At 68.8% G+C, this 11,614-nt stretch carries 9 protein-coding genes; 3 read left to right on the forward strand and 6 right to left on the reverse strand.

What is annotated here, in order from left to right:
* Positions 1-74 precede the first annotated feature (74 nt).
* The gene (locus tag ABKA17_RS45015; RefSeq protein ID WP_353698254.1) at positions 75-2,138 is read left to right on the forward strand and encodes a carbohydrate-binding module family 20 domain-containing protein; all 2,064 of its coding nucleotides are present in this window, start codon (positions 75-77) and stop codon (positions 2,136-2,138) included.
* A gap of 34 nt (positions 2,139-2,172) precedes the next feature.
* Here the strand turns inward: ABKA17_RS45015 and ABKA17_RS45020 are convergent, their stop codons facing one another.
* The 5 genes from ABKA17_RS45020 to ABKA17_RS45040 all read right to left on the reverse strand — a co-directional run bounded on the left by ABKA17_RS45020 (position 2,173) and on the right by ABKA17_RS45040 (position 8,263).
* Positions 2,173-2,988 (reverse strand): tetratricopeptide repeat protein, encoded by an 816-nt coding sequence (locus ABKA17_RS45020; RefSeq protein ID WP_353698255.1) that lies wholly within the window; start codon positions 2,986-2,988, stop codon positions 2,173-2,175.
* A gap of 82 nt (positions 2,989-3,070) precedes the next feature.
* Positions 3,071-4,756: a glycoside hydrolase family 13 protein gene (locus ABKA17_RS45025; RefSeq protein WP_353698256.1), complete on the reverse strand. Its 1,686-nt coding sequence runs from the start codon at positions 4,754-4,756 to the stop codon at positions 3,071-3,073.
* A 199-nt stretch (positions 4,757-4,955) separates the two neighbouring features.
* A complete protein-coding gene (locus ABKA17_RS45030; protein ID WP_353698257.1) occupies positions 4,956-5,867 on the reverse strand; it encodes a sugar ABC transporter permease in 912 nt (303 codons plus the stop codon).
* 13 nt (positions 5,868-5,880) lie between these two features.
* Positions 5,881-6,885 carry a carbohydrate ABC transporter permease gene (locus ABKA17_RS45035; protein WP_353698258.1) on the reverse strand — a complete coding sequence of 335 codons (1,005 nt, stop codon included), beginning with the start codon at positions 6,883-6,885 and terminating at the stop codon, positions 5,881-5,883.
* 106 nt (positions 6,886-6,991) lie between these two features.
* Complete coding sequence (locus tag ABKA17_RS45040) at positions 6,992-8,263, reverse strand: extracellular solute-binding protein (RefSeq protein ID WP_353698259.1); 1,272 nt, start codon at positions 8,261-8,263, stop codon at positions 6,992-6,994.
* 416 nt (positions 8,264-8,679) lie between these two features.
* Here ABKA17_RS45040 and ABKA17_RS45045 point away from each other — a divergent pair, with 416 nt between their 5' ends.
* Both ABKA17_RS45045 and ABKA17_RS45050 read left to right on the forward strand, forming a co-directional pair.
* Positions 8,680-9,714, forward strand: a complete 1,035-nt coding sequence (locus ABKA17_RS45045) for a LacI family DNA-binding transcriptional regulator (protein ID WP_353698260.1) — start codon at positions 8,680-8,682, stop codon at positions 9,712-9,714.
* 132 nt (positions 9,715-9,846) lie between these two features.
* On the forward strand, positions 9,847-10,713 hold the full coding sequence (locus tag ABKA17_RS45050) for a phosphatase PAP2 family protein (protein ID WP_353698261.1): 867 nt from the start codon (positions 9,847-9,849) through the stop codon (positions 10,711-10,713).
* Here the strand turns inward: ABKA17_RS45050 and ABKA17_RS45055 are convergent.
* Entirely contained in the window at positions 10,676-11,566 is an 891-nt protein-coding gene (locus ABKA17_RS45055; protein WP_353698262.1) for a LysR family transcriptional regulator, read from the reverse strand. The two genes, ABKA17_RS45050 and ABKA17_RS45055, sit on opposite strands and share 38 nt — an antisense overlap.
* Positions 11,567-11,614: the final 48 nt, after the last annotated feature.

The raw sequence follows: 11,614 nt of genomic DNA on the forward strand, positions 1-11,614 counted from the left end.
CCTTGACGTGCCCTTCTCAACTCCCCCACGCTCACGAGTTGTTGAATGCCGCCCCTTCTGACTCGGAGCCGCCGATGACCACCAGACACCGACCCCGGGGTGTCCTCCGCCGCGCCGCGACCACCGCGGCCGCCGGTGCCCTCGCACTGGCCGGGGCGCTGGCCCTGCCCGCGACACCCGCCCAGGCCGACGCCACGGCCTCGGGCGATGTCATCGCCAACCTCTGGTCCTACAACTGGGACTCGGTCGCCTCCGAGTGCACGGACGTACTCGGCCCGAACGGCTACGGCGCGGTGTGGGTGGCCCCACCGGCCGAGTCGCTGAAGCAGACCAACTACTACTGGTGGGACGTGTACCAGCCGTACTCCTACAACCTCAGCGGCCGCTTCGGGACCGCCGCGCAGTTCGCGTCGATGGTGGACGCCTGCCATGACGCGGGCGTGAAGGTGTATACGGACGCGGTGATCAACCACACCGCGGCCCAGACCGGGACCGGCTACAACGGCACGACGATCACCAACAAGTACGACACCCCCGACTGGGACCCGGACGACTTCCACACCTCGGCGGAGTGCGCGGACTCCGACCTGATCATCGACGACTGGTCCAACCTCACCGAGATCCAGAACTGCGAACTGCTGGGCCTGCCGGACCTGGAGACGGAGGACGACGACGTCCGCTCGGGCATCGCGGCCTACCTGAACAAGCAGATCGCGCTCGGCGTCGACGGTTTCCGGATCGACGCGGCGAAGCACATGCCGGTGGCGGACCTGAACGCGATCCGGGCAAAGCTGAACACGACGACGTCCGGTGCGGCGCCCTACATCTTCCAGGAGGTGTACCCGGGTTCGACGCCGGCCGCCTCGGACTACTACTCCGCGGGTGACGTCCTGGACTTCACCTACGCCAGCAAGCTGAAGTCGGCGTTCCAGGGCAATGTGAGCGACCTGGAGTCGCTGTCCTCGTCCGGTGTGCTGACCCCGGCGAACTCGGTGTCCTTCGTGACGAACCACGACACCGAGCGCAACGGTCTGCACATGTCGTACAAGGACGGTGACACGTACAAGCTGGCGAACGTCTTCCAGCTGGCCTACAAGTGGTCGACGCCGACGGTGTACTCGGGCTTCGAGTTCTCCTCCTCCGACCAGGCCCCACCCAACTCCTCCGGCTTCGTGACCGACACGAACTGCGCGAGCGGCTGGTCCTGCCTCCAGCGGGACACCGCCGTCACCGGCATGGTGAAGTGGCACAACGCGGTGGGCTCGGCGTCGGTGACCAACTGGTCCACGAAGTCGTCGAGCGTGATCGGCTTCGGGCGGGGCACCGCGGGCTACGTCGCTCTGAACAACGGTTCCTCGGCGGCGACGTACACCTTCGCGACGGGCATGGCAGACGGCACGTACGCCAACGTCACGGACAACGGCTCGACGACGGTCACCGTGTCGGGCGGCAGCGCGACCCTCACGATCCCCGCGAAGAGCGCGATCGCCTTCTACGACGGCGAGTTCACGCCGTGCACGACCTGCGAGGACGACGACTCCACGTCCACAGTCACGGCGACCTTCAACGAGTACGCCGCGACGAGCTCCGGCCAGGACGTCTACGTCGTCGGCTCCATCGCGGCGCTGGGCAACTGGGACACGTCGAAGGCGGTGAAGCTGTCGTCCACCGGGTACCCGATCTGGTCGGGTGCGGTGAGCGTGCCGGTGAACACGTCGTTCGAGTACAAGTACATCAAGCGTGATTCCTCCGGCAACGTCACCTGGGAGTCGAACGCCAACAGGTCGGCCACCACGACGACTTCGGCGATCTCCGCGAACAACTCCTGGAACGTGGCGAGCACGAGCGCCACGGACGTCACCTTCAACGTCACCGCCACGACCGTTCTGGGCACCAACGTCTACGTCGTCGGTTCCGTCGCCTCGCTGGGCTCCTGGAACACGGCCGACGCGATCCCGCTGTCCTCGGCTTCGTACCCGACGTGGAGCAAGCCGGCGATCGTCCCGAAGAACACGACGTTCGAGTACAAATACATCAAGAAGGACAGCTCCGGGAACGTGACCTGGGAGTCCGGCACCAACCGCTCGTACGCGACGGGCAGTTCCTCGGGCTACAGCGCGAGCGACACCTGGAAGTGACACCGACCTGACCTGACCCGCAGGGGCCGCTCGTTCAGCGAGCGGCCTCTTCGATCTCGACCAGCAGGATGCGGGCCTGCCGGAGGCGCGGGTGCTCCGGATGGAGACGCAGCTCGCAGTCGGCCAGTGCCTGGCGCGCCGCCGCTTCCGCCTCGTTTCGGCGGCCCAGGCCGTGCAGGGCGGTAGCCGTGATTAGGTCCAGTCTTCCGCTCTGCTCCCGGACGCGGGGTGGGACGAATCGGCGCGCCTCGGTGAGCGCTTCGTCGAGGCGTCCTTGGCCGATGAGGCTTTCGACCAGGCCGCAGTGCAGGGCGGCGAGCGCACGTCGTTCGGCGCGGGGCAGGTTCCCGCGGGCGATGGTCTCGGCCTCCTCGTGGCGGGCCTGTCCTGACAGCGCGTCAACGAGGCCGGCCAGCACGGACAACTCGACGGTCTGCACCGACATCAGATGCTTGAGCCGAGTCAGTTCGCGCAGCACGGCCGACGCTTCCGCCTCGGCCTCGCTGTGCCGCCCCTCGGCGTTGAGGACGACCAGGCGGTTCCTCCGCACGCCCAGCAGGAGCAGCCGATACGGCCCCGCCGTCCCGGTCAGCTCTGCCGCGAGCGCTTCCATCTCGTGCAGCACCCGCGCCCCGCGCCCGTGGGCACACGCCGCGCCGGTGGCCATGAACCTCGCGAACTGCCCCAGGGCCAGGCGCCGGGAACGCCTGTGCAGGCGCCCCGCTTTCGCGTCGAGCTCCCTGGCCCCGGCCTCGACCGCCTCGTACGCGTCTTCGTCCCAGAGCTGGTAGAGGCGCTCGATGTCGGCCTTGTCCCGAGCGTGGCCCCATATCGCCCATGTGATCTCCACAGGCGGTGAGGCTACCGGCATCCCCACAGGACAGGGCCCGCCACCTCACCAGGCAGCGGGCCCTCTCCGGGTGCGACGACCGTCAGGCCGTCGTCCACCACACCGTCGTGTCCGACGGGACCTTCGTCTCGCCGTCGGCCTCCGTCACCTCGCCGGTCGTCAGCAGGACGCGGCCGTACGACGGGGTCGTGACCGACTCGCCGCTGGTGTTGGCGACGCAGACGAACTCGCCCCGGCGGAAGGCGAGGACGCCCTCGGGTGCGCGGAGCCATTCCACCGAGTCGCCGGCGCCGAGGTCCGGCTGGGCGCGGCGGACGGCGAAGGCCTCGCGGTAGAGCTCCAGGGTCGAGCCGGCGACGCCCGTCTGGGCCTCCACGCTCAGGTCCGCCCAGGTCGACGGCTGGGGCAGCCAGCTGCCGCCCGCGCCGAAGCCGTACGACGAACCCTCGCGGGTCCACGGGATCGGGACGCGGCAGCCGTCGCGGAAACCGTCCTGGCCCTCGCCGCGGAAGTACGCGGGGTCCTGGCGGACCTCGTCGGGGAGGTCGACGACGTCGGGGAGGCCGAGTTCCTCGCCCTGGTAGACGTAGGCCGAGCCCGGGAGGGCCAGCATCAGGAGGGTGGCCGCGCGAGCCCGGCGCAGGCCCAGTTCCCGGTCGCCCGCCTCGCGGATCTGGGTGCCGAGGCCGGGCGGGTTGGCGAAGCGGGTCGCGTGCCGGGTGACGTCGTGGTTGGAGAGGACCCAGGTGGCCGGGGCGCCCACCGGGCGCATCGCCTCCAGCGTGCGGTCGATCACCTTGCGGAGCTCGTCCGCGTCCCAGTCCGTGCCCAGGTACTGGAAGTTGAAGGCCTGGTGGAGCTCGTCGGGGCGGACGTAGTTGGCGGTGCGCTCGACCGTCGGGGTCCACGCCTCGGCGACGAAGATGCGCTCGCCCGAGTACTCGTCGAGGATGACGCGCCACTGCCGGTAGATGGCGTGCACGCCGTCCTGGTCGAAGAACGGCATGACATCGTTGCCCAGCAGCTTGAGCTGATCGCCGGCGCCGCCGATGTCCGGCAGACCCTCCGCCTTGACCATGCCGTGGGCCACGTCGATCCGGAAACCGTCGACGCCGATGTCGAGCCAGAACCGCAGGATGGAGCGGAACTCGTCGCCGACCGCGGGGTGGTCCCAGTTGAAGTCGGGCTGCTCCGGGGCGAACAGGTGGAGATACCACTCGCCGAGCGAGCCGTCCGGCTCGGTGACCCGCGTCCACGCCGGGCCGCCGAAGATCGACTCCCAGTCGTTGGGCGGGAGTTCACCGTTCTCACCCTTGCCGGGGCGGAAGTGGTAGCGCTCCCGCAGAGGCGAGCCGGGGCCCTCGCGCAGGGCCCGCTTGAACCACTCGTGCTGGTCCGAGGAGTGGTTCGGGACGAGGTCGACGATGATCCGGAGCCCGAGGCCGTGCGCGTCGCGGATCAGCGCGTCCGCGTCCAGCAGGTTGCCGAACATCGGGTCCACGGCCCGGTAGTCGGCCACGTCGTAGCCGGCGTCGGCCTGCGGCGAGGCGTAGAAGGGGCTGAGCCACACGGCGTCCACGCCGAGGTCACGCAGATACGGCAGTCGGGAGCGGATGCCCTCCAGATCACCCATGCCGTCACCGTTGCTGTCGGCGAAGCTGCGCGGATAGACCTGGTAGATCACCGCGTCCCGCCACCAGTCCCTGCGCGGGGCGGTGACGACAGCGGAGTTCGGGGCCGGGTCGGCGGCAGTGTGCTGCTGGCTCATGGCGTCCTTGATACGTAACGGGGTCATCGGGTGGGGGTTCGGAGTTGGTGCGAGGCGGCCGCGGTCGCAGCGGGGTCGGATGGCGACCACGACCGCCTCGGGTCTCTGGGGGTATGGGGGCGAAGCCCCCATAGGGGCGCGGGGAACTGCGCGACCAGCCACGACGGCGCTGAGGCCGATCGATGACAGGAAGCGGCACTCACCCCTTCGTGCCACCCGCGGTCAAACCGGTCACCAGGTTCTTCTGCACGAGGTAGAAGAACGCCGACACCGGTATGGCGATCAGTACCGCCGCCGCGGTCATCAGGTTCCGCTGCGCGTCGTGCTCGCTGATGAAGCTCTGGAGTCCGACGGCGAGCGTGTACTTCTCGTCGTCGAGCATGAACGTCGTGGCGAAGGCGACCTCACCGAACGCGGTGATGAAGTTGTAGAACGCGGCGACCGCGAGGCCCGGCTTGGCGAGCGGCAGGATCAGCCGGAAGAACGTGCCGAAGGGGGTCAGTCCGTCGACGCGTCCGGCCTCGTCGATCTCGAACGGGATGGTGTCGAAGTAGCCCTTGAGCAGCCAGGCGCTGTAGGGCACCGCGGTCGCGCAGTAGACGAGGACGAGACCAATGTAGGTGTCGATGAGCTGCAGTTCCGAGAGGATCTGGTACATCGGCACGATGAGTACGGCTATCGGGAACATCTGGGTGACCAGTAGCACCCACATGAGCTTCCGGTAGCCGGGAAACCGCATCCGGGAGACCGCGTAGCCGGTGGTGGCGGCCGCGAACACCCCGATGACGGTGGTGCCGAGGGAGACGATCAGCGAACTCTTCAGCCAGTCGAAGAAGTTGGTGTGCTCAAGGACGAACGAGTAGTTGTCCAGCGTCATCTTGTCCCAGATGCCGCCCGGGTGGAGGTAGTCGTCCTTGTCCGGGCCGAGGGACAGATAGACCAGCCAGGCGATCGGGAACAGCGCGATCAGGCTCGCGACGATCAGGATGCCGTGGGAGGCGGCGGAGCCGAGGCGGCTGCGCTGCTCGCGGCCGCGGACCTTGCGCGGTGCGGTGCCCTTGGACGCGTCCTTGGCCACGCCGGCGGAGTTCTCAACTGTGGTCGTACTCATGGGGACTCCTGCCTCAGATCGCGAGCTGCTGGTCGTTGCGGTTCAGCCAGCGGCGGTAGAAGGAGGTGAAGACGATCAGGATGGCCAGCAGCAGGATGCCGTAGGCGGCCGACTGGGCGAAGTCACGCGGCTGCTGTCCGAAGCCGAGGTAGTACGCCCAGGTGACCAGGATCTGGGCGTCGGGGGCGGTGTTGCCGAACAGCAGGAAGATGATGGCGAACTGGTTGAAGGTCCAGATGACGCCGAGCAGTACGACGGTGGAGCTGACGGACCTCAGGCCCGGCAGGGTGACGTACCGGAACCGCTGCCAGGCGTTGGCGCCGTCCATCTCTGCGGCCTCGTACAGCGAGGCGTCGATGGACTGGAGGCCGCCGAGCAGCGAGACCATCATGAACGGCACACCGCACCAGGTGTTGACCATGATCGCGGCGAACCGCTGCCAGAAGGTGTCCTCCAGCCACAGCGGGGTGGGCAGGTGGAGGGTCTCCAGGAAGCTGTTGATGATGCCGCCGTCGGCGAGCATGAACCGCCAGCCGAAGACGGTGACGAAGGTCGGCACGGCCCACGGCAGGACCAGGATCAGCCGGTAGAAGGTACGGCCGCGCAGCTTCTGGTTGAGCAGCAGCGCGAGGCCGAGTCCGATGCCGTAGTGCAGGGCCACACAGGCGGCCGTCCAGACGATCGTCCAGATGAAGTGCGACCAGAAGCGGTCGTAGGCGGTGTCGCCCCACAGGATGTCGGCGTAGTTGTCGAGGCCGATGAACTTGTAGGTGGCGTCGATCTCGTTGACGCCGATCGTCCGCGCCGTGTTGAGGCTGTTGGCGTCGGTGAACGTGAGGTAGAGGCCGTACGCCAGGGGGTACAGCACGAGGATGCCGAGGACGATCACCACCGGGGCGATCATCGCGTACGCATACCAGTGCTTCTGGTAGCCGTGCTTGAGGCGCTGCCCCAGCCCGGGGCGTCGCGGTTGCTCACCGCGGCGCTTGCCGGTCGCGCGGTCGATGGCGACAGTCATGGTTCTCGGCACCTTCTGGAGGATCAGGGGGTGTACGACGACTCACAGGCCGATGACCGTCGGGCCCGTCCCCCCATGATCAGGCGGGCCCGACGGTCATACGGGGTCACTTGCTGAAGTCCGGCACCAGCTTGGCGATGGCGGTCTCGGCGTTGCTCAGGCCCTTGTCCAGGGACTCCTTGTCACCGGCGATCTTGGGCAGCTCGGTGTCGAGGGGGCCCCACAGGGAGCTGTACTCGGGCAGCGCCGGGCGCGGCTGGGCGGCGGCGAGGACCGTGCCGTAGCCGGCGATGCCCGGGTCGGCCTTGACCTCGGTGGTGTAGGCGTCGTCGCGGGTGGGCAGCGTGGAGTTCTTCAGCGCGATGGTCGCCTGGGACTTCGCGGAGGTCATGAAGTTGACGAACTTCAGCGCGGCCTTCTGGTGGGCCTCGTCGGAGCCGGCGTAGACGGACAGGTTGTGACCGCCGGTCGGGGCGCCCGCCTTGCCGGTGGAGCCGGCCGGGACGGTGGCGATGCCGAGGTTGTTCTTGTCCTTGAACGCGGCGCCCTTGTAGAAGTTGGTGATCTCCCACGGGCCCTGGATGATCGCGGCGACCTTGCCGTTGACGAACGCGTCCTGGATGTGGGCGTAGGCGTCGGCGGTGGTGTCGGCCTTGTGCAGGCCCTTGCCGGAGAAGAGGCTCAGCCAGGTGCCGTACGCCTTCTTGGCGGCGGGCGAGTTGACCGTGATCTTCTTGGCGTCGGCGTCGACCGTGTCGGTGCCCTCGCCGTAGAGGAAGGACTGGGCGTAGTAGGCCTGGGTGGAGCCCCAGTAGCCGTCGACGCCGGTCTTGTCCTTGATGGTGGCGGCGGCCTTCTTCAGGTCGTCCCAGGTCCCCGGGGCCTCGACGCCGGCCTTCTCGAAGAGGGCCTTGTTGTAGACGAGGGCGAGGGTGTCGGTGACCAGGGGGACGCCGTAGGTCTTGCCCTCGTACTTGGCCTGCTCGATCAGGTTCGGCTTGAACTTGGCCTGGTCGGCGAGGGCCTCGGTGCCGTCGAGCGGGAGCAGGTAGCTCTTCTTGGCGAAGGCGGGGGTCCAGCCGACCTCGGAGCGCAGCACGTCCGGGGCGCCCGAGGCGCCGGCGGCGGTGTCGAACTTGTTCTGCGCCTGGTCGAAGGGGACGTTGACGTACTTGACCTTGACGTCCTTGTTGGCGGCCTCGAACTCCTTGATGAGGGCCTTGTACGTCGGGGCCTCATTGGTGGCGTTGGAGGTGTCCCACCAGGTGATGGTGGTCGCACCGCTCGAGTCGCTGCCGCTGTCGTCGTCTCCGCCGCAGGCCGTCGCCGTGAGGGCGAGGGACGCCACCAGCGCGGTGGCCGCTATGCCACGCCGCATGAGTTCTCCTTGAGGGTGAAAGCCCGTGTGGTGCGGGGTGGCCCCGTCTGCCGGCCCCGCGTGATGCAGGGCGGCGATCCCGTCCGCCGTTCCCTGCCGTCTTGCCGACCGCGCCGTTGCCGCCGCCGGGCGTGGCCGAACGTAACAGCGATGTAAGCGTTGCGAAAGACCTTGCAGCAAAAAAGTGCAAGACGCCGTCGAAGTTATCCGGGCGTGACCTGGGGGCAACCACTGTGAGACGCTTGTTTCCGGCGGTGGGACGGTCCACGGCGGGTTGTGCAAGACTCTGCAAGCTCTTGCCATCACTTTCACGAGGGAGCGCGATGACGCGGCAACCCGGACGAGCGCGGCCAACAGGTCGGCCGCGACGTCCCATTGGTGTGCAAGGGCAGAGTCGGCCGGTACAGTCCAACCCTGTGACCACACGGCTTGCGGACATCGCTGCGCAAGCGGGGGTGAGCGAAGCGACCGTCAGCCGCGTCCTCAACGGGAAGCCGGGCGTCGCCGCCACCACCCGCCAGTCCGTGCTGGCCGCGCTGGACGTGCTCGGCTACGAGCGTCCCGTGCGGCTGCGCCAGCGCAGCGAGGGCCTGGTGGGCCTGATAACGCCGGAGCTGGAGAACCCCATATTCCCGGCGCTGGCCCAGGTGATAGGGCAGGCGCTGACGCGGCAGGGCTACACGCCGGTGCTGGCCACCCAGACTCCGGGCGGCTCCACCGAGGACGAGCTCACGGAGATGCTCGTCGACCGGGGCGTGGCGGGCATCATCTTCGTCTCCGGACTGCACGCGGACACCTCCGCCGACATGCAGCGCTACGAGCAGCTGCGCGGCCAGGGTGTGCCGTTCGTGCTCGTGGACGGTTTCTCGCCGAAGGTGCAGGCGCCGTTCATCTCCCCCGACGACCGCGCGGCGATGACGCTGGCGGTGACGCATCTGGCCTCGCTGGGACACACGAGGATCGGGCTCGCGCTGGGTCCGAAGCGGTTCGTGCCGGTGCAGCGCAAGATCGAGGGCTTCGTGCGCGCGATGCAGGACCAGCTGGGGCTGCCCGCGCAGACGATCGAGGCGGAGCTCGTCCAGCACTCGCTCTACACCCTGGAGGGCGGCCAGGCGGCCGCCACCGCGCTGATCTCCCGCAACTGCACGGCGGTCGTGTGCGCCAGCGACATGATGGCGCTGGGCGCGATACGGGCGGCCCGGCAGCTCGGTCTGGACGTGCCGAAGGACATCTCGGTGGTCGGCTTCGACGACTCCCCGCTGATCGCCTTCACCGACCCGCCGCTCACCACGGTCCGCAAGCCGGTGCCGGCGATGGGCCAGGCCGCGGTGCGCACGCTCCTCGAGGAGATCGGCGGGACGCCCGCGCCGCACAGCGAGTTCGTGTTCATGCCGGAACTGGTGGTGCGTGGTTCGACCGCTTCGGCCCCTGGGGACCGGAATCGTCCCTAAGGCGGAGAAGCGGGGGTTCTGGGGCCCTGCGCCGGTAGGAGGCCGAGGAGTCTTCTCGCCGTAGAACATGCGTCCCGGACTGGACCGGGGGATGATCTGGGGGCAAGGGCTTTTCTGGCAGACTCTGTGTCCATGGGTGATTCGACCGTGACGACACTGGAAGGTCGCGAAGAGGCCGTTCCCCAGCCTGTCGCGGCCGACACGAGGCCGGGCTTCCTGCGCCGGCTGCGCACCCCGCGTCGCCCCCGCCTCTGGTTCGAGATCCTGCTGATCGCGGTGAGTTACTGGACGTACTCACTGATCCGCAACGCGGTCCCGGAGCAGAAGGCCGAGGCGCTGCGCAACGCCGACTGGATCTGGCGGGTCGAGCACGACCTGGGAATAGCGGTCGAGCAGTCGGTCAACCACGCCGTGAACTCGGTGACTTGGCTGATCGTGGGCATGAACTACTACTACGCGACGCTGCACTTCGTGGTGACGCTGGGTGTCCTCGTCTGGCTCTTCCGTAGCCACCCCGGCCGCTACGCGGCGACGCGCACGGTGCTGTTCGCGACGACCGGGGTCGCCCTCGTCGGTTACTATCTGTATCCGCTGGCCCCGCCCCGGCTGATGAACGGCGGCGACTTCGTCGACACGGTCGTGGTCCACCAGACCTGGGGTTCGATGGCGTCCGGCGACCTGAAGAACATGTCGAACCAGTACGCCGCGATGCCGTCGATGCACATCGGCTGGTCCCTGTGGTGCGGCCTGACGATCTTCGCGCTGGCCTCGGTCCCGTGGGTGAGGGTCCTGGGCCTCCTCTACCCGGCGGCCACGCTGGTGGTCATCGTCGCCACCGCCAACCACTTCTGGCTCGACGCGGTGGGCGGCATCCTCTGCCTCACCTTCGGCTTCACGGTGGCCCGCCTCTGGTACGGCGCCCTGCCGTACCGCTTGCCGCGGCTGGTGCCGGAGGTGCCCCTCAAGCAGCCCCGGCCGCAGCCCGCAGCGCCGCGATGAACGCCCGCAGCGCCGGCTGCGGCGGTGCCGTCTCGCGTACGGCCGCGTAGATCGAGCGCGAGGGCTGCGGGCTCCGCAGCTCCCGTACGACCACACCCGGCCGGACGCCGACCCCCAGCCCGAGCCGGGGGACGAGGCTCACGCCGAGTCCCGCCGCGACGAACCCCTGGGCGGTGACGTAGTCCTCGCTCTCGACCACGAAGCGCGGCCGGAACCCGGCGGCCTCGCAGGCGGCGAGCTGGGCGTCGAGACAGGGGCCTGGCCATTCGCTGCCGACCCAGGGTTCGTCGGCGAGGTCGGACAACTCCAGGTCGGAGGCGTCGGCCAGCCGGTGTCCCTCGGGCAGCACCGCCAGATACGGATCGTCGAGCAGGTGCAGCGACCGCACCCCCTCGCGCTCCGTGGGCCCCACGACGAGCGCCAGATCCGCCCGGCCCTCCCGGACGTCCGGCAACGGGTCCTCGGGGTCGATCAGCTTCAGCTCGATCTGTACGCCGGGGTGTTCCGTGCGCAGCCGGGCCACCGCCGGGGCGACCAGTGACGCGCCCGCCGTCGCGAAGTACCGCACCGACAGCCGGCCCGTGCGCCCCGCCAGCAGATCCGCCAGGGCCGTCTCGGCCTCGGCGACCTGGCGGCTGATCGTGTCCGCGTACCCGGTCAGCAGCAGTCCGGCGGCCGTCGGGCGCACCCCGCGTCCGACCCGTTCCAGCAGCTCCGTCCGCGCCTCCTTCTCCAGCGCGGCGATCTGCTGGCTCACCGCCGACGGCGTGTAGCCGAGCACCGCCGCCGCCCCCGTCACCGACCCGCTGCTCACCACGGCCCGCAGCACCTGCATCCGACGCACATCAAGCATGTAGGACAGCTTAACCAACCCTCCAGAACTCTTCACTTGTCCTCACGC

The sequence above is a fragment of the Streptomyces sp. RG80 genome (assembly GCF_040446465.1).
In the GTDB taxonomy this organism is placed as follows: Bacteria; Actinomycetota; Actinomycetes; order Streptomycetales; family Streptomycetaceae; genus Streptomyces.